General features: G+C 45.4%; 18 protein-coding genes and 4 tRNA genes. 1 reads left to right on the forward strand and 21 read right to left on the reverse strand.

What is annotated here, in order from left to right:
- The 10 genes from R7035_RS10545 to pncC all read right to left on the reverse strand — a co-directional run bounded on the left by R7035_RS10545 (window position 1) and on the right by pncC (window position 7,551).
- Window positions 1–74 (reverse strand) — tRNA-Arg (locus R7035_RS10545).
- A gap of 85 nt (window positions 75–159) precedes the next feature.
- Window positions 160–251: transfer RNA gene (locus R7035_RS10550), tRNA-Ser, on the reverse strand.
- A 29-nt stretch (window positions 252–280) separates the two neighbouring features.
- A tRNA-Arg gene (locus R7035_RS10555) sits at window positions 281–357 on the reverse strand.
- Window positions 358–388: 31 nt separating this feature from the next.
- Window positions 389–480, reverse strand: a tRNA-Ser gene (locus tag R7035_RS10560).
- A gap of 334 nt (window positions 481–814) precedes the next feature.
- Window positions 815–1,012: a carbon storage regulator CsrA gene (csrA, locus tag R7035_RS10565; RefSeq protein WP_004415691.1), complete on the reverse strand. Its 198-nt coding sequence runs from the start codon at window positions 1,010–1,012 to the stop codon at window positions 815–817.
- Window positions 1,013–1,104: 92 nt separating this feature from the next.
- Window positions 1,105–2,292 (reverse strand): aspartate kinase, encoded by a 1,188-nt coding sequence (locus R7035_RS10570; protein ID WP_318146122.1) that lies wholly within the window; start codon window positions 2,290–2,292, stop codon window positions 1,105–1,107.
- A gap of 212 nt (window positions 2,293–2,504) precedes the next feature.
- The gene (gene alaS, locus R7035_RS10575; protein WP_318146123.1) at window positions 2,505–5,087 is read right to left on the reverse strand and encodes an alanine--tRNA ligase; all 2,583 of its coding nucleotides are present in this window, start codon (window positions 5,085–5,087) and stop codon (window positions 2,505–2,507) included.
- Window positions 5,088–5,229: 142 nt separating this feature from the next.
- Window positions 5,230–5,697 (reverse strand): recombination regulator RecX, encoded by a 468-nt coding sequence (gene recX, locus R7035_RS10580; RefSeq protein ID WP_318146124.1) that lies wholly within the window; start codon window positions 5,695–5,697, stop codon window positions 5,230–5,232.
- 127 nt (window positions 5,698–5,824) lie between these two features.
- Entirely contained in the window at window positions 5,825–6,868 is a 1,044-nt protein-coding gene (gene recA / locus R7035_RS10585) for a recombinase RecA (protein WP_005380874.1), read from the reverse strand.
- Window positions 6,869–7,068: 200 nt separating this feature from the next.
- Window positions 7,069–7,551, reverse strand: a complete 483-nt coding sequence (gene pncC, locus R7035_RS10590) for a nicotinamide-nucleotide amidase (RefSeq protein WP_017633544.1) — start codon at window positions 7,549–7,551, stop codon at window positions 7,069–7,071.
- A gap of 84 nt (window positions 7,552–7,635) precedes the next feature.
- Between pncC and mutS the strand changes: the two genes are divergently transcribed.
- Entirely contained in the window at window positions 7,636–10,197 is a 2,562-nt protein-coding gene (gene mutS, locus R7035_RS10595; protein ID WP_017633545.1) for a DNA mismatch repair protein MutS, read from the forward strand.
- 82 nt (window positions 10,198–10,279) lie between these two features.
- Here mutS and rpoS read toward each other — a convergent pair whose 3' ends face one another.
- From rpoS to mazG, 11 genes are all read right to left on the reverse strand, one after another.
- Window positions 10,280–11,266 (reverse strand): RNA polymerase sigma factor RpoS, encoded by a 987-nt coding sequence (rpoS, locus tag R7035_RS10600; protein WP_005380887.1) that lies wholly within the window; start codon window positions 11,264–11,266, stop codon window positions 10,280–10,282.
- A gap of 80 nt (window positions 11,267–11,346) precedes the next feature.
- On the reverse strand, window positions 11,347–12,270 hold the full coding sequence (locus tag R7035_RS10605; protein ID WP_017633546.1) for a peptidoglycan DD-metalloendopeptidase family protein: 924 nt from the start codon (window positions 12,268–12,270) through the stop codon (window positions 11,347–11,349).
- 13 nt (window positions 12,271–12,283) lie between these two features.
- On the reverse strand, window positions 12,284–12,910 hold the full coding sequence (locus tag R7035_RS10610; protein ID WP_005380892.1) for a protein-L-isoaspartate(D-aspartate) O-methyltransferase: 627 nt from the start codon (window positions 12,908–12,910) through the stop codon (window positions 12,284–12,286).
- Window positions 12,910–13,686 carry a 5'/3'-nucleotidase SurE gene (surE, locus tag R7035_RS10615; RefSeq protein ID WP_005380894.1) on the reverse strand — a complete coding sequence of 259 codons (777 nt, stop codon included), beginning with the start codon at window positions 13,684–13,686 and terminating at the stop codon, window positions 12,910–12,912. The genes R7035_RS10610 and surE overlap by 1 nt, the downstream gene beginning before the upstream one ends.
- Window positions 13,686–14,729 (reverse strand): tRNA pseudouridine(13) synthase TruD, encoded by a 1,044-nt coding sequence (gene truD, locus R7035_RS10620; RefSeq protein WP_017821624.1) that lies wholly within the window; start codon window positions 14,727–14,729, stop codon window positions 13,686–13,688. Before truD ends, surE begins: the two co-directional genes overlap by 1 nt.
- Window positions 14,730–14,774: 45 nt before the next feature.
- The gene (ispF, locus tag R7035_RS10625; RefSeq protein WP_005380896.1) at window positions 14,775–15,251 is read right to left on the reverse strand and encodes a 2-C-methyl-D-erythritol 2,4-cyclodiphosphate synthase; all 477 of its coding nucleotides are present in this window, start codon (window positions 15,249–15,251) and stop codon (window positions 14,775–14,777) included.
- Window positions 15,252–15,265: 14 nt separating this feature from the next.
- Entirely contained in the window at window positions 15,266–15,973 is a 708-nt protein-coding gene (ispD, locus tag R7035_RS10630; protein ID WP_318146125.1) for a 2-C-methyl-D-erythritol 4-phosphate cytidylyltransferase, read from the reverse strand.
- A gap of 1 nt (window position 15,974) precedes the next feature.
- The gene (gene ftsB, locus R7035_RS10635) at window positions 15,975–16,256 is read right to left on the reverse strand and encodes a cell division protein FtsB (protein WP_005380907.1); all 282 of its coding nucleotides are present in this window, start codon (window positions 16,254–16,256) and stop codon (window positions 15,975–15,977) included.
- Window positions 16,257–16,657: 401 nt separating this feature from the next.
- Window positions 16,658–17,959 carry a phosphopyruvate hydratase gene (eno, locus tag R7035_RS10640; protein WP_005383785.1) on the reverse strand — a complete coding sequence of 434 codons (1,302 nt, stop codon included), beginning with the start codon at window positions 17,957–17,959 and terminating at the stop codon, window positions 16,658–16,660.
- Between the two features lie 78 nt (window positions 17,960–18,037).
- Window positions 18,038–19,678 carry a CTP synthase gene (locus R7035_RS10645; RefSeq protein ID WP_021034029.1) on the reverse strand — a complete coding sequence of 547 codons (1,641 nt, stop codon included), beginning with the start codon at window positions 19,676–19,678 and terminating at the stop codon, window positions 18,038–18,040.
- 205 nt (window positions 19,679–19,883) lie between these two features.
- Complete coding sequence (mazG, locus tag R7035_RS10650; RefSeq protein ID WP_318146126.1) at window positions 19,884–20,687, reverse strand: nucleoside triphosphate pyrophosphohydrolase; 804 nt, start codon at window positions 20,685–20,687, stop codon at window positions 19,884–19,886.
- Between the last annotated feature and the right edge of the window lie 189 nt (window positions 20,688–20,876).

The raw sequence follows: 20,876 nt of genomic DNA on the forward strand, positions 1-20,876 counted from the left end.
CGCGTCCTGGAGGATTCGAACCTCCGACCGCCTGGTTCGTAGCCAGGTACTCTATCCAGCTGAGCTAAGGACGCGCAGATCTTCTTGCTAAGAAGTTGTGAAGTAAATCACATTCATTTCTTACGAAACAAAAAAAAGGCCATCGGGCCAGTCAATGAATGGCGGTGAAGGAGGGATTCGAACCCTCGATACGGGATAAACCGTATACTCCCTTAGCAGGGGAGCGCCTTCAGCCTCTCGGCCACCTCACCGTTTTCATTGTTATATCTCAAAAGAGATATGGCGCGTCCTGGAGGATTCGAACCTCCGACCGCCTGGTTCGTAGCCAGGTACTCTATCCAGCTGAGCTAAGGACGCACTTTTTGTTGATAAATCAACGTTGCAAGAATGGCGGTGAAGGAGGGATTCGAACCCTCGATACGGGATAAACCGTATACTCCCTTAGCAGGGGAGCGCCTTCAGCCTCTCGGCCACCTCACCGTCTTGCGGAGGCACATATTACGTTTTACCGAAAATATGTCAAACACTTTCTTTGAAAAAATCTACTAAACTGGCTTAACCGTTGCTGATTTAATCAAAGTGACTATTAAACGAACTTTATCACTCTATTATGATGAAAAAAAGAGAGTCTTCTCTGAAAAAAAGACATTTATTTTCAAATAACTTTCTGAAGTTCGATTCAACATTATTGATGAATTCACAGCCATACTCAACACAATAGTTTCTGCAAATTTTCAAAAACAGTAAAAACTAAAAAGGCCAACCCTTCGGTTAGCCTTTTTCATTCAAACTAAGCTCTGTAAACAGGAGCGACTTAGTAGTTACCTGAAGCAACGTTGCCATTGCCTTTTTCAGCTTGAATGCGCATGTAGATTTCTTCACGGTGAACTGAAACCTCTTTCGGAGCGTTAACGCCGATACGCACTTGGTTACCTTTAACACCTAGTACAGTTACAGTCACTTCATCACCAATCATCAGTGTTTCGCCTACGCGGCGAGTCAAAATTAGCATTCTTTGCTCCTTGAGTAATCTCTAAATTTTCTTGCTACAAAGCTATTATCCAACAAAAGTTATATTTTCGTAAACTACCTTGTTAGCGAAAATCAGCCTAAAAAGGCATGTTTTTGTTGAATGTTTAATGCTTCACTAGACGTAATGTAAGCATCATGCAGAATATTTGCTGCTGTATCCACACATTCGGGTGCTAAAACTAGCATCATAGTGAGTGCATTCGTTGCGCTGAAATTGATCTCAATATCTCGCTTTGCCAACAAATCGCATGCGTGCTCTACCATTCCATTGGCCTCAAGCCCCACTGCGGTCAACAGGCTTACCACTTCACTATTACGGATTTTGTCGCTGAACACCAGATCGAACTTGGCACATGCATCTTGTTTTATCATGATACCTGCCCGTTCTGTTTCCTCGATCACATTCCAAATGTCGATACCCAACATCTGACATTGTTTTGTAGCACTAGATAAATGTTCTTTATCGACTTCGATTATGGCAAGGTCACGTTGAATGGCTATACCAGCGACGGCTTGATTGCCTAACTCCCCCTTTACCAGACTGCCTTCATTAACATCAAATGTCGAAATCACGCGCAGTGGCACATTATTCTTCCATGCAAATTGCACTGAAGGTAAATGTAATACTTTCGCGCCTCGGCTTGCCATCGCTTCCATGGAAGGAAAATCGATAACCGCCAATTTTCGCGCGTTTTTCACTACACGTGGGTCACAAGTATAAATACCATCAACGTCGGTAAAGATTTGACACTCATCCGCGCGCAATGCGCCTGCCAGTGCCACTGCGCTCGTATCTGAGCCACCTCGACCTAATGTGGTGATATCCCCGTTCTCATTCACACCTTGAAAGCCTGCAACAATCACGATTTGGTCTTGCTCAAGCAATCCCAGAATTGTCTTAGTATCAATGTGTTTAATCGTTGCGTCATTGTGTTGATTATCCGTCACAATATTCGCCTGTGCTCCGGTAAGCGAGCGTGCAGCATGACCCAATTTATTGAGTGTCATTGCTAACAGTGCCATTGACACTTGCTCACCAGCAGAGAGCAAAACATCAAGTTCTCGAGCTGTAGGTACGCTATCTATCTGTTTAGCGAGGTCCATCAGTCTGTTTGTTTCGCCTGACATTGCAGACACGACAACAACAACTTGATTGCCATCATTTTTCGCCTTAATGATGTGTTCAGCAACTTGGTGGATTCTTTCAATTGAACCCACTGAGGTTCCGCCAAACTTTTGCACGATAAGGGGCTTTTTCACCAGTCTTCACCTTCCCAAGACCGAAGTCTCTTTAGAACTGCTTACATCGTCAGTATTTCCTTTTAGAAAAATTATATAAGCAGTAGTTACAACAAAAACCAAATAGCCTAAATGACTCGGTTAACTTTTGGTCAATTAAACCACTTGGCTGCTAAAAAAAATTACGCTCAATCAAAGAAACTTGATTGAGCGTAATTTTAGTAGTTAAAAGCTTATAAGCGCTCTTCTAACCAAGGCTGAACTGTTTTAATTGCCTCTGGTAGTGCGGCTACATCAGTACCACCAGCTTGAGCCATGTCAGGACGACCACCGCCCTTACCACCGACTTGCTCAGCAATCATCTTAACTAGATCACCAGCTTTTACTTTACCAGTTAGATCTTTAGTCACACCAGCAATCAGACCAACCTTGTCACCTGTTACGTTGGCAAGCAGTACGACACCAGACCCCATTTGGTTCTTGATGTCATCAACCATAGTACGTAGGTTCTTGCTGTCAGCGCCTTCAAGAGCTGCGACTAGAACTTTTGTACCATTGACTTCAACCGCTTTGCCCATGATGTTAGCGCTTTCTGCTGCCGCCATCTTATCTTTTAGCTTCTGCACTTCTTTCTCTAGCGCTTTTGCTTTCTGTGCAGATTCTGCCAGTTTCTCTTCATACTTCGCGTTTTGAGCTTCAATCGCGTCTAATGCAGCCTCGCCTGTTACCGCCTCAATACGTCGAATACCTGCAGCAATGCCGCTTTCTGAAGTGATTTTGAATAGGCCAATATCACCTGTGCTTGATGCGTGAATACCACCGCAAAGCTCTGTCGAGAAGTCACCCATAGACAGTACGCGTACTTCGTCATCGTACTTCTCGCCAAATAGTGCCATTGCGCCTTTCTTCTTAGCTGACTCAATGTCCATCACGTTGGTTTCAATCGTGTGGTTGTGACGAATTTGCGCGTTAACTAGACGCTCAACTTCTTTCAGTTCTGCTGCAGTTACGGCTTCTAGATGCGAGAAGTCGAAACGTAGGTTGTCTGCCTTCACCAATGAGCCTTTCTGCGTTACGTGCTCACCTAAAACTTGGCGTAGTGCTGCGTGTAGCAAGTGCGTTGCTGAGTGGTTTAGAGAGATAGCTGCGCGACGCTCTGCGTCAACGATAGTTGCTACTTCATCACCTTTCGCTAGAACGCCTTCTGCCATTACACCGTGGTGCGCGATTGCGTTACCTAGTTTTTGAGTGTCCTCAACGTGGAATACACCAGACTCAGTACGGATTTCACCAGCGTCACCACACTGACCGCCTGACTCTGCGTAGAATGGCGTTTCACCAAGTACGATGATTGCTTTGTCGCCCGCAGATAGTGAATCTACTTCGTTGCCTTCAACGAACATCGCAGCTACAGAGCTAGAGCCTTTAGTACCTGTGTAACCACAGAATTCTGTTTGCGTATCAACTTTGATTGCTGCGTTATAGTCAGTACCGAAGTTACCCGCTTCACGCGCACGTTGACGCTGCTCTTCCATCGCTTTCTCGAAACCTTCTTCGTCGATTGCGAATTCACGCTCACGTGCTACGTCGTTAGTTAAGTCAGCTGGGAAACCGTAAGTATCGTAAAGTTTAAATACGGTTTCGCCGTCCAGTACTTTACCGTCTAGGTTATCTAGTGCTTCGTTTAGAATAGCCATACCGCGCTCAAGTGTACGACCAAAGTTTTCTTCTTCGATACGCAGTACTTTTTCAACCACAGCTTGTTGACGCTTCAGCTCTTCACCAGCCGTACCCATGATGTCTGCCAGTACGCCAACCAACTTGTGGAAGAATGCACCTTGTGCGCCCAGCTTGTTACCGTGACGAACTGCGCGACGGATGATACGGCGTAATACGTAACCACGACCTTCGTTTGAAGGCATAACGCCATCCACGATCAGGAATGAACATGAACGGATGTGGTCAGCGATAACGCGTAGTGATTGGTTTGATAGGTCTTCGTAACCGATCACTTCTGCTGCTGCTTTGATAAGAGCTTGGAACACATCGATTTCGTAGTTTGAGTGAACGCCCTGCATTATTGCAGAGATACGCTCGATACCCATACCAGTATCTACCGATGGTTTTGGTAGCGGTTCCATAGTGCCGTCTGCGTGACGGTTGAACTGCATGAATACGTTGTTCCAGATCTCGATGAAACGGTCGCCATCTTCTTCAGGCGTGCCAGGACGGCCACCCCAGATGTGCTCACCGTGATCGTAGAAGATTTCAGTACATGGACCACAAGGGCCAGTGTCGCCCATTTGCCAGAAGTTATCAGACTCATACGGCTTGCCGCCTTCTTTATCACCAATGCGAACAATACGATCAGCGGGCACGCCAACTTTCTTGTTCCAGATGTCAAACGCTTCGTCATCGGTTTCGTAAACAGTTACCAATAAACGATCCGCTGGCAGTTTAAGAACTTCGGTTAGGAATTCCCAAGCAAAGGAGATCGCATCTTCTTTGAAGTAATCGCCAAAGCTGAAGTTGCCTAACATTTCAAAGAATGTGTGGTGACGAGCAGTGAAGCCAACATTTTCTAGGTCGTTATGTTTACCACCTGCACGTACGCAACGCTGAGCCGTAGTCGCTCGAGTGTAGGCTCGTTTTTCTAAGCCTAAGAAACAATCTTTAAATTGGTTCATACCTGCGTTTGTGAACAGCAGGGTTGGGTCGTTATGTGGAACTAACGATGAACTTTCTACGATTTGGTGTCCTTTGCTCTCAAAGAACTTGAGGAACGCGTTACGAACCTCATCAGTGCTCATGTACATGCAGCTCTTCCTGAAAATAGTCGAGTTAGAATTTTGCCGTATTGTAGATCATGCAAACAGCTGAGACTAGTTTTCTTGAGGAAAAGAGGGAGTAGGAGAAAAAATTTGAAGCAAAACAAAAATCAGTGCGAACGACTGACCGTTAATCTTCGTCCTCAAAGCTCAGCGCGTAGCTGATTTGGTCAAAACTGTAGCCACGATATTGCAGAAAACGAACTTGTTTTGCGTACTCTTTTTGGTCTTTGGCTTTAATACCTTTGAATTTCTTTTCTGCCGCCTGTTTAGCCAGTTCAAACCAATCTTGCGGCTCTTCAGCCATAGCTTGCTCAATCACCGATTCCGCAACACGCTTCTGGTTTAACTCTTGAAGAATTCGACGCTCTCCATGTCCTTTGTATACATGCTGTCTAATTTGACTCTTCGCGTAACGTAAATCATCTAAATAGTTATGGTCTAGGCAAAAATTAATTGCGATGTCGATGTCTGATTCTTCATAGCCCTTCATCGATAATTTTTGGTAAAGCTCATACTGACCATGATCGCGACGGCTAAGCAATTGGATAGCTGCCTCTTTGCTCGATAATGTTGGCGCCTGGCGTTTTTGGTACATGATGATCCTAAAAGTATTTTTGCTGTACAGGCTCTCAATGGCCTTTGTGATAATTCGATTTTTGATTTCAATAGATACAACAAAGCCCCGCATTGCAGGGCTTTGTCATTTATTAATCTATGAGAGATTAAAACTCTTCAGCTTGCTCTGGCGCTTCACCAGCTTCAGGCGCTTCCGCAAGTGCTGGCGCTAGCAACATTTCACGCAGTTTTGTATCGATAGTTTTAGCCACTTCAGGATGCTCACGCAGGTAGTTACACGCATTCGCTTTACCTTGACCAATCTTATCGCCATTGTAGCTATACCAAGCACCGGCTTTTTCAACTAACTTGTGCTTCACACCTAGATCGACAAGTTCACCTTCGCGGTTAAAGCCTTGGCCGTACATGATTTGTGTGTTTGCTTCTTTAAATGGTGCTGCAATCTTATTCTTAACAACTTTGATGCGCGTTTCGTTACCTACGACTTCGTCACCTTCTTTGATTGCGCCAGTACGACGGATATCTAGACGAACAGAAGCGTAGAACTTAAGTGCGTTACCACCTGTTGTTGTTTCTGGGTTACCAAACATCACACCAATCTTCATACGGATTTGGTTGATGAAGATACACATACAGTTAGACTGCTTTAGGTTACCCGTTAGCTTACGCATTGCTTGAGAAAGCATACGTGCTTGTAGACCCATGTGGCTATCGCCCATTTCGCCTTCGATTTCTGCTTTCGGTGTTAGCGCTGCAACAGAGTCGACAACCATAACATCGATAGCACCAGAACGTGCAAGTGCGTCACAGATCTCTAGCGCTTGCTCACCTGTGTCTGGCTGAGAAACTAGCAATGCATCGATATCTACGCCAAGTTTCTTCGCGTATACAGGATCTAGAGCGTGCTCTGCATCGATAAACGCACAAGTTTTGCCTTCACGTTGCGCAGCAGCAATAAGCTCAAGGGTTAATGTTGTTTTACCTGAAGATTCTGGGCCGTAGATTTCTACGATACGACCCATTGGTAGACCACCAGCACCCAAAGCGATATCAAGAGAAAGAGAACCCGTTGAGATGGTTTCTACGTCCATTGCGCGGTTATCACCAAGGCGCATGATAGAGCCTTTACCGAATTGCTTTTCAATTTGACCTAGCGCAGCGGCGAGCGCTTTCTGTTTGTTCTCGTCCATTACTTTCTCCGATTTATTCATCTTCTTTGGGCGACGAATAGTAATTCATTTTTCTTAAGCAGAAGAACTGCTCAGCAATGAAAGTTATTATACTGTTGATTCATACAGTGTCCATACCTGTATGAAAAAAATTTGGCTGACCTAAAGTCATGATTTGCTCTAGCCCTTATCAATGCTGGGCTAAAACAAGTTAAGAAATTCTAGAGCAGATGTTGATACAATTGAGTCAACGCGTGCTCGACCGCTTTTTTGCGAACTTCTGCACGGTCACCAGTAAAATGCATGGTTTCTACTTGCTGCCAACTTTGGTTATCAGCAAAAGCAAAGCAGACCATACCGACTGGTTTCTCTTCACTGCCACCACCCGGCCCTGCAATACCACTGATGGACACACCGATGGTCGCATTGGAGTTTTTAATTGCACCCTGTACCATTTCAATCACAACTGGCTCACTCACTGCACCATGCGCTTCTAACGTTGAAGCTTGCACACCAAGCATCTCCATTTTCGCTTCATTACTGTAGGTGACAAACGCACGGTCAAGCCACGCTGAACTACCAGCAATGTCAGTAATGGCGGTTGCAACACCACCACCTGTGCATGATTCTGCGGTCGTTAAAAGATGCCCGTGTTTAGCCAATAATGCGCCTAAATCGGCACTCAATTTTGTTGTTTTTTCCATAGCCAAAATGCCCTTTGTCTCTTTTTACTTGATAGGGATTCACGTATCCTAAGCCGCTACGGAAATAAACAAAAGAACTTACCTGTGAAAGCTGAACAAAAACACACTCCGATGATGCAGCAATACCTCAAGCTAAAAGCTGAGAACCCAGAGATTTTGCTGTTCTACCGCATGGGCGATTTCTACGAACTCTTTTACGATGATGCCAAGCGAGCTTCTCAGCTTCTTGATATTTCATTGACCAAACGTGGTGCGTCTGCAGGTGAACCTATCCCAATGGCGGGTGTGCCATTTCACGCCGTAGAGGGCTACCTGGCAAAACTTGTTCAGCTTGGTGAGTCTGTGGCGATCTGTGAACAGATTGGCGATCCGGCCACCAGCAAGGGCCCAGTAGAACGTAAAGTTGTGCGTATCGTGACACCAGGTACAGTGACGGATGAGGCGCTGCTTTCTGAGCGTGTCGATAACTTAATCGCAGCAATTTACCATCACAACGGTAAGTTCGGTTATGCGACGCTGGATGTCACCTCTGGTCGCTTCCAACTGACAGAACCAGAAACTGAAGAAGCGATGACAGCCGAGCTTCAACGTACCGCACCACGTGAGCTACTGTTCCCAGAAGATTTTGAACCTGTACATTTAATGGCGAGCCGCAATGGTAACCGTCGTCGCCCAGTCTGGGAGTTTGAGCTTGATACGGCTAAGCAACAACTCAATCAACAATTTGGCACAAAAGATCTGGTTGGTTTTGGTGTAGAACATGCGTCCTTAGGGTTATGTGCTGCTGGTTGTTTGATCCAGTACGTAAAAGATACTCAACGTACGGCTTTACCTCATATTCGCTCTTTAACGTTTGATCATCAGGATCAATCCGTCATCCTTGATGCTGCTACCCGACGTAATCTGGAAATTACTCAAAATCTAGCAGGCGGAACCGATAACACGCTCGCTGCAGTACTCGACCATTGTGCTACTCCGATGGGCAGCCGAATGCTGAAGCGTTGGTTGCATCAGCCTATGCGTTGCATTGAAACGTTAAACAATCGTCTTGATGCGATTGGTGAGATTAAAGAACAAGCTCTGTTTGCCGATCTTCAACCAACGTTAAAGCAAATTGGTGATATTGAACGTATCTTAGCGCGCCTTGCATTACGCTCTGCTCGCCCTCGCGATATGGCTAGACTTCGCAATGCCATGCAACAGCTACCAGAGCTAGAATCTGTCACCGCTTCTTTGACCCATCCGTACCTAACGAAATTGGCGAAGTATGCAGCTCCGATTGACGAAGTATGTGACCTGTTAGAGCGCGCGATTAAAGAAAATCCGCCGGTTGTTATTCGTGATGGTGGCGTCATCGCTGAAGGCTACAATGCGGAGCTCGATGAATGGCGAAAATTGGCAGATGGTGCAACAGAATATCTTGAGCAGCTTGAGCGAGATGAGCGTGAACGACACGGTATCGATACGCTTAAAGTAGGCTATAACAACGTTCATGGCTTCTTTATCCAAGTAAGCCGTGGCCAGAGCCATTTGGTTCCACCGCATTATGTACGTCGTCAAACACTCAAAAACGCTGAACGCTACATCATTCCAGAGCTTAAGGAACACGAAGACAAAGTACTTAACTCGAAATCTAAAGCGTTAGCACTTGAGAAACAGTTGTGGGAAGAACTGTTTGATCTATTGATGCCAAACCTTGAGAAGCTGCAAAACCTAGCTTCTGCTCTGTCTCAACTGGATGTATTACAAAACCTAGCAGAGCGTGCAGATTCGTTAGATTACTGCCGCCCAACGCTTGTGAAAGACGCAGGAATTCACATTCAAGCTGGTCGTCATCCAGTCGTAGAACAAGTAACAACAGAGCCGTTCATCGCGAACCCAATTGAGCTTAACCCAGCCCGTAAGATGTTGATCATCACCGGTCCAAACATGGGTGGTAAATCAACCTACATGCGTCAAACTGCGCTGATTGCATTGATGGCACATATCGGCTCTTATGTACCGGCAGAATCCGCACAGATTGGTTCTTTAGATCGTATATTTACTCGTATTGGTGCGTCAGATGATCTTGCATCTGGCCGCTCGACCTTCATGGTAGAAATGACCGAAACAGCCAATATTCTTCACAACGCAACTAAGAATAGTTTGGTGCTAATGGATGAAATCGGACGTGGTACTAGTACTTACGACGGTCTGTCTTTAGCTTGGGCAAGTGCGGAATGGCTCGCAACACAAATTGGTGCGATGACCCTATTTGCAACTCACTACTTCGAATTAACAGAGTTACCGAACCAACTGCCAAGCTTAGCGAACGTTCACTTGGATGCAGTAGAACATGGAGACAGCATTGCCTTTATGCACGCAGTTCAAGAAGGTGCGGCAAGTAAGTCTTACGGCTTGGCTGTTGCGGGCTTAGCTGGCGTACCAAAAACGGTCATCAAAAATGCGCGTAACAAGCTATCTCAGCTAGAGCAACTGGGGCAAAACAGTGACACACCGCGTCCAAGTGCAGTAGATGTGGCCAACCAGTTGAGCCTGATTCCAGAGCCTAGCGAGGTCGAACAAGCTCTGTCAGGTATTGATCCTGACGACTTAACGCCACGCCAAGCTCTTGAAGAGCTGTATCGCTTGAAGAAGATGCTGTAAACAGACTCACACCGACGAGCAAAAAAGAAAAAAGGCTATGGGGAACCATAGCCTTTTGTGTATTTAGTGAAATACGGATTACTTAATCGTCTTCTACGTTAAACAAGTTTTCCATATTCAAACCTTGTTTGATTAGGACTTCACGAAGACGACGTAAACCTTCCACTTGTATTTGACGTACTCGCTCACGTGTCAGACCAATCTCTCGACCAACTTCTTCCAGCGTCGAAGGCTCATAGCCTAGTAGGCCGAAGCGTCGTGCAAGCACTTCTTTCTGTTTCGGATTCAACTCTTCTAACCAATGAATCAACGATGATTTGATGTCGTCATCTTGAGTCGAAACTTCTGGATCAGAGTTGTTTGCATCAGGAATAATATCCAGCAGCGCTTTCTCACCGTCACCACCGATTGGCGTGTCGACAGAGCTAATACGCTCATTAAGGCGTAACATTTTGCTTACGTCTTCGACTGGAATATCTAATTGAGCAGCAATTTCTTCTGCGGTCGGTTCGTGATCGAGCTTTTGAGAAAGTTCACGCGCAGTACGCAGATAAATGTTCAGCTCTTTCACTACATGGATAGGTAGACGGATCGTGCGAGTTTGGTTCATCAACGCTCGCTCTATCGTTTGTCGGATCCACCACGTTGCGTAAGTAGAGAAACGGAAACCACGTTCTGGGTCGAATTTTTCGACCGCTCGGATCAAGCCGAGGTTACCTTCTTCAATCAGATCAAGTAGTGCTAGACCACGGTTACTGTATCGACGAGAAATCTTAACAACCAAACGTAGGTTACTTTCGATCATACGTTTGCGTGCCGCTTCGTCGCCACGTAGGGCGCGTCTTGCGTAAAGCACTTCTTCTTCGGCAGTAAGTAAAGGTGAGAAGCCAATTTCGCCCAAATACAACTGAGTTGCATCTAAGCTTTTACTGCTCGCGTCAAATTCTTCACGCGCAGTCGCTTTGCTTTCTGTGGATGATGATCTTTCGAGTTCGTTATCAATGGTCTTCACTGACGCATTGTCAAATGCAAACTCTTCAACTTTGGTTACTGTGTTGCTGATACTCATAACGCCTCCCCCTGGCGAGTTAGCAAGACATGACAACTCAATATGTCGCTAAATGATGTCGCAAGTTGTTTTTCAAAGTTTTAAGGCAAATAGCGTTTTGGATTCACTGATTTACCTTGATAGCGAATTTCAAAGTGTAGTTTGACCGACTTTGCACCTGAACTACCCATGGTGGCGATTTTTTGTCCGCTTTTTACGCTTTGTCCTTCTGTGACCAGCAGTTTGTCATTATGTGCGTATGCGCTTAAATAATTGTCGTTATGCTTTACTATAATTAAGTTGCCATAACCTCGTAGCGCATTGCCTGAATAAACGACTGTGCCGGCTGCGGTTGAAACGATAGGTTGACCACGCTGTCCTGCGATGTCGATACCTTTATTTCCCTGTTCTCCCGCCGAAAAGTTCTTGATTACTCTCCCTTTTGTTGGCCACAACCACTTTGAGACTTTATCACTCTTTGCTGTGGTAGTTGGCGCTTTTTGCTTCACTTTTTGGTTATCTTTTGAACCAACATACTCCTTTGTTTTCGATTGTTCAACCTTCTTTGGAGGCTGTTTTTGTACGACTTTAGGCTTAGTCTCTGTAGGTTTTTGACTAGAGTTTTTACTCGAAGGTTTAGGTTTAGAGGCTGTTGATGTTTTCGTCACTGGAGCTGGGGGTGTCGTAACAACAGGAGCCACAACGGGTTCAACTTTTTGACCATATTTAGGGGCGACATATTTCGGAGCCCAAAGTTTTAGCCTCTGTCCTGGGTAGATAGTGTAAGGCTGAGTTAACTCATTGTAACGAACAAGATCATTTACATCTTTATCTGTGACATAAGCTATGAAGTAAAGTGTATCGCCTTTTTTTACCTCATAATAACTCCCTCTGTAACTCCCTCTTTCAAGGCTTGAATAGTCTTTTTTTAGGCTAGAGACAGGTGCAGGGGAATGCGCTGCACAACCAACTAGTCCTGCAGCAAACACAAAGCTAATACCAATATGACGTAGTAACTTATTCACCTATCCCTAACCCTTAAGCTAAATCACCCGCAACCAGAGGTACGAACCGAACCATTTCTACAACGGTAGAGAGATATTCGTCTCCCTTACGCTCTATTTTTAATAACTGTTGTTCCGTATCTCCAACAGGAATGACCATTTTGCCGCCATCTCTTAATTGTGAGAGAAGAGCTTGGGGAATCACTTCAGCGGCAGCGGTAACAATAATAGCATCGAAAGGACCTCTCGCTTCCCAGCCCTGCCACCCATCAGCATGCTTAGTTGAAACATTGTAAATATCCAATTGCTTCAGGCGACGCTTTGCTTCCCATTGCAACGATTTAATTCGCTCAACGGAGTATACATGATCAACAATTTGCGCCAGTACCGCGGTTTGATAACCCGATCCCGTTCCGATTTCCAGAACACGACTCGCCGGCTCTAGCTCAAGCAACTCGGTCATACGCGCAACGATATAAGGCTGAGAAATAGTTTGTCCCTGACCAATTGGTAACGCATTGTTATCATAGGCTTGGTGCATCATCGCTTGAGAAACAAAGCTTTCTCGTGGCAAGCGTTGGATAGCATCCAGAACTCTTTGGTCTTTGATGCCACTGGAGATAAGAAACGCTATCAACCTGTCAGCATGTGGGTTACTCATTACTTCTCTTCCTTTAACCAACTATCCATAGCACGCAGCGACTCGTGAGCGGTGAGATCAACTTGCAGAGGCGTCATTGAAACTCGGCCATGCTCAATTGCATAAAAGTCCGTGCCCTCTCCTGCATCTTGCTCCTTTCCTGGTGGCCCTAACCAATAAATGTCATGGCCTCTCGGATCTTTCTGCTTGATCATATTCTCTGCGTGATGACGTGCACCTAAACGCGTAACTTCAATTTCACCTAAATTCTCTGATGGTAAGTCAGGCACGTTTACGTTCAGTAGACGATTCGTTGGAATCGGCGACGCTAAATGCTGTTGTACAATTTGACGTGCAATTTTAGCGGCGGATTCGAAATGTCGCTTACCCACTAGAGAAAAAGCCACCGACTGAACGCCAAGGAAATGACCTTCCATGGCTGCTGCTACTGTTCCAGAATAAAGAACATCATCACCCAAATTAGCGCCATGGTTGATTCCTGACAGAACAAGATCAGGCAAATCATCTTTCATTAGCTCATTCAGCGCGAAATGCACACAATCCGTGGGCGTGCCTTGCACTGAGTAGATATTTGGGGCAATTTCAGTCACGCGTAATGGTTGTTCTAATGTGAGTGAATTCGAAGCACCTGAACGATTTCGATCAGGTGCGACAATGGTCACTTCAGCGATATCTCTCAACTCATCAGCGAGGGCATGAATCCCTTGAGCATGAACACCATCATCATTGCTGATTAAGACTCTTAAGGGCTTCGGGTTTCGTGAATCCTGTTCCATTAGTATTCTCTTTCTACTTCAACCTCATTAACTAACTCACGAACAATAGAGGTCGCAAAAGATCCCGCATCCAGTGAGAAAGTCAGCGTAATGTTGTTACCTTCAACCGTCCAAGCTAAATCTTTTGGCTTCAGCGCAATATCGCGACGATCGTGGCGCATGCGATTACCACGAATCAACGCCATGAGGTCAGGCTCTTCGTCTAAAAACGGTTGCTCTAATGCCAGAGCCTCGGCTTGAGTAGGCAGTGCATTATCGCCAGCAAGCGCAGCGGTAATTGCCGCTTCACCTTGTGCAAATTGCACTTGCAAATCAGTGATGTTGTTTGCATCAATCAACTGAGTGCCTGAATTCGTCTGTGCAATGTCACCATCAATGAACTTATCAAACACACAATTCTCTAGACGAGCTGAAACGATGCGGTTGAAAATCCACGAACGAGCCGCTGATAAATACATGCTTCGCTTGTTTTGATTGCGGGTACGAACGTTTTCGCGTCCCCATCGACGTGCTTCTTCAAGGTTGTTGCCATCGTTACCAAAACGCTGACTACCAAAGTAGTTTGGCACGCCAACTTGTTTCACTTTTTCAAGACGTTGCTCTACATCCGCTATATCTGTCACTTCAGACAAAGTAACCACGAACTCGTTCCCTACTAGGTCACCAGGACGCAGTTTTTTATTGTGACGATCTGTTGCAAGGATTTCGATACTTGGGTATTGAGCCAAAAACGCTGAAAAATCTGGCGTTTCACCTTTTGGTAAATGGACACTTAACCACTGTTCCGTCACCGCATGACGGTCTTTAAGACCCGCCCAGCTAACGTCTTTCGACTTAACACCACAGGCTTTTGCTAACTCGTTAGCAACGAAGCTGGTGTTCTCGCCCGTTTTACGGATACGAACCATTAAGTGCTCGCCTTCGCCCGTAAAGGCAAAACCTAAATCTTCGCGAACCTGAAAATGCTCTGGCTGCGCTTTAATTTTTGCCGATGCAACTGGCTTACCCGTTAGGTAAGCCAATGAAGATAAAATGTCTGACATGATGTGTTTCCGCTGATATCACAGCTTAGAGGAGCAAATTGCTAGTTATTGCTTAAACAGAAGTACAACGGCTTCCGTTGCAATGCCTTCTTTGCGTCCAGTAAAACCGAGACGTTCTGTCGTCGTCGCTTTTACGTTAATGTTACTAATGTCGGTTTCTAGGTCTTCGGCTATCGCCGCACACATTGCGTCAATGTGTGGTGCCATTTTAGGCGCTTGTGCCATGATGGTTACATCAGCATTGCCAAGACGGTAGCCTTGCTCTTTAACTCGACGGTAAACGTCTTTCAGTAATTCACGACTGTTTGCGCCTTTCCATTTATCATCCGTATCTGGGAAATGACGACCAATATCGCCGGCAGCAATCGCGCCCAGCAGAGCATCCGTTAACGCATGCAACGCTACATCGCCATCTGAGTGTGCAATCAAACCTTGCTCATAAGGGATTGCTACACCACCAATAATGACTGGGCCTTCACCACCGAATTTATGTACATCGAAACCATGACCAATTCGAATCATTTTCTATCCTTTCTTTATTCGCCGCGCTCACGGCTTAGATAAAACTCGGCTAACGCAAGGTCTTCTGGCTGAGTGATTTTTATATTGTTCGCATTCCCTTGAACTAAGGCTGGCTTCTCGCCTAACCACTCCAAAGCCGAGGCTTCATCAGTAATAGTTACACCCTGTTCTAATGCGTCAACCAGTGCTTGAGTAAGCTGCTGAGTTTTAAACATTTGTGGAGTCAGTGCATGCCACAATGCTTCTCTATCTACCGTATGATCGATATCTTGTACTGCGTTTGCTCGCTTCATTGTATCTCTCACAGGAGATGCGAGAATGCCACCCGTTGAGTGAGCGCAGCAAACATCAATCAAACGGTCAATGTCGGATGTTAATACACATGGCCTTGCAGCATCGTGGACTAACACCCACTCGCTTTCCAGATGCTCATTGACATAGTTTAGCCCTGATAACACAGAGTCTGCTCTTTCTTTACCACCAGCTACACGAATCACATCTGGGTGCTTAGCAATGGACAATTCTGGGTAATATGGGTCGCCGTCAGTAATGGCAACGACAACCTTAGAAATATTTGGGTGGGAAAGCAGTTTCTCTACGGTATGTTCCAGTACCGCTTTACCTTCGATCAATAAATATTGCTTAGGGCGATCTGCCTTCATTCTGCTACCCACACCAGCAGCAGGCACAATTGCGATATGCGATGAGTTCATATCCAACATTTTAATGGTTTTCCTCACCTATAATGCGGTAAAAAGTCTCGCCATCTTTAACTAAACCGAGCTCATGACGCGCACGTTCTTCAATCGCATCAAGACCTTGCCTTAAGTCATCAATCTCAGCGAACATTTCATTGTTGCGAGCTTGTAGCTTGCTGTTCACTTGTTGCTGAACTTCAATTTCATCTTTTACTGTGTAGTAGTCAGACACTCCGTTTTTACCAAACCATAGAGTGTATTGAAGCAAGCCAAACAGTAGCGTAAGGGCTATAACAAAGATTCGCATATCGCTGCTAACATTCTGTACCGGAAGGAATTAGATAAGGTGACATATATAGCATAAATGCGAGGTTGCCTCTAGGGGAGAAAGGGAGACTCACACGCTCCTTACAAGAAATAAGCAGCAAAATGAAACAAGCTCATGGGAAGCGAACCTTACCCATGACCAAAGTAAGACCCCAAAATACAAATCTATAAATACAAAAAAACGCCGTAGCGAGGGTTTCAAAAAGCTATTTAGCGAAACTTTACTCAATAAGAATTAAGCTTGACCTTTAACTTCTTTAAGACCGCTTCCTTGAAACATGGAGGAGCGCGCTCACTTAGCGCTTCCGTCATATAAAAAACGCCCCGCAAGTGCGAGGCGTTTTCAAAAGCTTTAAGTTAAGCGGTTAATTCAATTAAGAATTAAGCTTGACCTTTAACTTCTTTAAGACCGTTGAAAGGAGCGCGCTCACCTAGAGCTTCCTCGATACGGATTAGCTGGTTGTACTTAGCAACACGGTCAGAACGGCTCATAGAACCAGTTTTGATTTGACCTGCAGCTGTACCTACCGCTAGGTCAGCGATAGTTGCATCTTCAGTTTCGCCAGAACGGTGAGAGATTACTGCTGTGTAACCTGCGTCTTTAGCCATCTTGATTGCAGCTAGAGTCTCAGTTAGAGAACCGATTTGGTTGAACTTGATAAGGATAGAGTTAGCTACGCCTTTCTCGATACCTTCAGCAAGGATCTTAGTGTTAGTAACGAATAGATCGTCACCTACTAGTTGAAGCTTGTCACCTAGTAGTTCAGTTTGGTGCTTGAAGCCATCCCAGTCAGACTCGTCTAGACCGTCTTCGATAGAAACGATTGGGAATTGGTTAGCTAGCTCAGCTAGGTAGTGGTTGAACTCTTCAGAAGTGAAAGTTTTACCTTCGCCTTTCATGTTGTAGATGCCAGCTTCTTTGTCGAAGAACTCAGATGCAGCACAGTCCATAGCTAGAGTTACGTCTTTACCTAGTTCGTAACCAGCAGCTGCAACAGCTTCTGCGATAACTTCTAGAGCTTCAGCGTTAGATTTAAGGTTAGGAGCGAAACCACCTTCATCACCAACTGCAGTGCTGTAGCCTTTAGACTTAAGAACTTTAGCTAGGTTGTGGAATACTTCTGCACCGATACGTAGACCTTCTTTAAGAGTCTTAGCGCCAACTGGTTGGATCATGAACTCTTGGATGTCAACGTTGTTGTCTGCGTGCTCACCACCGTTGATGATGTTCATCATTGGTAGAGGCATAGAGAACTGACCTGCAGTGCCGTTTAGCTCAGCGATGTGCTCGTATAGAGGCATGCCTTTCGCAGCAGCAGCAGCTTTAGCGTTTGCTAGAGAAACAGCTAGGATAGCGTTAGCACCGAATTTAGATTTGTTTTCAGTGCCGTCTAGTTCGATCATTACTGCGTCGATTGCAGCTTGGTCTTTAGCGTCTTTGCCAACTAGAGCTTCAGCGATTGGGCCGTTTACAGCTTCAACTGCTTTAAGAACACCTTTACCTAGGAAACGTGCTTTGTCACCGTCACGTAGCTCAAGAGCTTCGCGAGAACCAGTAGATGCGCCAGATGGAGCTGCCGCCATACCTACGAAACCGCCTTCTAGGTGTACTTCAGCTTCTACAGTTGGGTTACCACGTGAGTCGATGATTTCACGACCTAGAACTTTAACGATCTTAGACATTAATGTTTCCTCTCGTTTCAAATATAAATGTCAATCTTAAAGGGCAGCAGCACAACCTTCGCCGCCGCCCGTATCCTTTTACTTCTCGAATTCGCCGCGTGCGTTTTGGCCCGCAGCCTTAACAAAACCTGCAAACAATGGATGTCCATCGCGAGGAGTCGAGGTGAATTCTGGGTGGAACTGAGCCGCTACAAACCATGGGTGAGCTGGGTTCTCAATCATTTCCACTAACTTCTTGTCCGCAGATAGACCTGATACTTTTAGGCCTGCTTTTTCGATTTGCGGACGAAGCACGTTATTCACTTCGTAACGGTGACGGTGACGTTCATGGATCGTCGCGCTACCGTACAGTTCACGAGCTTTAGTCCCTTTCTCTAGGTGACACAGCTGTGAACCAAGACGCATCGTACCGCCTAGGTCAGACTTTTCAGTACGCTCTTCTACGCTACCTGATTCGTCTACCCACTCTGTGATCAAACCTACCACAGGGTACTTAGTCTCTTTGTTAAATTCTGTTGAATGTGCACCTTCCATACCCGCAACGTTACGCGCGTATTCGATTAGTGCAACTTGCATACCCAAACAAATACCTAGGTAAGGCACGTTATTTTCACGTGCATATTGAGCCGCACGGATCTTGCCTTCAATACCACGATCGCCGAAGCCACCTGGTACTAGGATTGCGTCCAAACCTTCTAGAAGTTCAACGCCTTTTGTTTCGATATCTTGTGAGTCTACATACTTAATTGTGACGCTTAGGCGGTTTTTCAAGCCAGCGTGTTTAAGCGCTTCGTTCACAGATTTGTATGCATCTGGTAATTCAATGTATTTACCAACCATACCGATGGTTACTTCACCAGTAGGATTTGCTTCTTCGTAGATAACCTGTTCCCATTCAGAAAGGTCTGCTTCAGGAGCAGTAATACCAAAGCGAGCACACACAAGGTCATCTAGCCCTTGAGATTTAATCAACTGAGGGATCTTGTAGATAGAGTCTACATCCTTCATTGAAATTACTGCTTTTTCTGGAACATTACAGAACAGTGCGATTTTTTTACGCTCATTCGCAGGAATAACGCGATCGCTACGGCAAACTAGGATGTCTGGCTGAATACCGATAGATAGAAGTTCTTTTACAGAGTGTTGCGTCGGCTTAGTTTTCACTTCGCCCGCTGCCGCTAGGTAAGGAACAAGTGTTAGGTGCATGAACATTGCGCGCTCACGGCCTAGCTCAACAGCTAGCTGACGAATCGCTTCCATAAATGGTAGTGATTCGATATCACCAACAGTACCGCCAACTTCAACGATAGCCACATCATGGCCTTCAGAACCTGCAATAACGCGATCTTTGATTGCGTTAGTGATATGAGGGATAACTTGAATAGTTGCGCCTAGGTAGTCACCACGACGTTCTTTACGAAGTACGTCGGCATAAACACGACCTGCAGTGAAGTTGTTACGCTTGGTCATCTTGGTACGGATGAAACGCTCGTAGTGACCAAGGTCAAGGTCAGTCTCTGCGCCATCTTCTGTAACGAACACTTCACCGTGCTGAGTAGGGCTCATTGTGCCCGGGTCAACGTTGATGTAAGGGTCAAGCTTCATCATAGTCACTTTAAGACCACGAGCTTCTAGAATAGCCGCAAGAGATGCTGCTGCAATACCTTTACCTAGAGAGGATACAACCCCGCCAGTAACAAAAATGTAATTTGTCGTCATGTTTAACCTGAAATTGGTTGAATGAGGGAAATGGAGTGCTTCTGGACGGGAGATAAATATACCAGAAGCTCCTTACCGCCACAACGTGAAATCTATCACACCGTAATTTTTTATTTTTTGCTTCAAATCAAAGTGAGCAAAGACAAACCAAAGTCCGTTTTCGTGTAACCAAACAAGCTGACCTTATATTATGTATTCTGCCAGTTTACCTCTGCCTCGATTCTTCTTGTTTTACTTCATCCCAAAAATGGTCAAGTTCTGATAAAGAACAATCTGTAAGTACTTTGCCTGACTGCTGGACCTTGCCTTCAACTTGTTTCAAACGTCGCGCAAACTTTACGTTTGCTTTTCCTAGTGCGACTTCTGGGTTTTTATCAAGGTGGCGAGCCAAATTGACAGTCGCAAATAGCAAATCACCGAGCTCCAACTCAACTTTCTCTTCATCGGGCTGAACTTGCAGTGCCTCTTCCATGACTTCGTCAATTTCTTCTCGTACTTTATCGACAACCGGGCCAAGTGAATCCCAATCAAACCCAAATTTTGCACATTTTTTCTGAATTTTTGTAGCACGAGAAAGTGCCGGCAAAGAGTTTGGTATTGAGTCTAGGATACTTTCTTCCGCTTTGCCTACTAGGGCTTTTTCTTTTGCTTTTTCCGCTTCCCAGTTCGCGTTAATTTCCTCGTCAGATTCAAACTCAACATCTGAAAAAACATGCGGGTGGCGACGAGTCAGTTTTTCGTTCACGGTTTCGACGACATCCGAAAAGTCGAACAGCTCTTGCTCTTTCGCTAGCTGACTGTAAAAAATCACCTGAAACAACAAATCCCCTAGCTCTTCTTTTAGATTGGGCCAATCTCGATTTTGAATCGCGTCCACCACCTCGTAGGTTTCTTCTATTGTATGCGGAACGATGGTGTCAAAGGTTTGTTTTAAGTCCCAAGGGCAACCGTTTTCTGGGTCACGCAACTTCGCCATGATTTGTTCTAATTGTTCAATTGGATGACTCATTTTTTGTTCCTTTAAACCTTTCTATTAAAGAAAAAGGTGAGCAGCCAAAACCACTCACCTTCTACATTATATTTTCTCAGCAGCTTTCACTAAGTAATTGTTACTTTGACAAGGCAACAAGTTTTCGCGACTCCTGAGCATAGCCTACTATGTGATGCCCCTGAGCCGGCACGTCGGAATAAGTGCAGC

The organism is Vibrio sp. 1731, assembly GCF_033339955.1.
GTDB lineage: Bacteria > Pseudomonadota > Gammaproteobacteria > Enterobacterales > Vibrionaceae > Vibrio > Vibrio alginolyticus.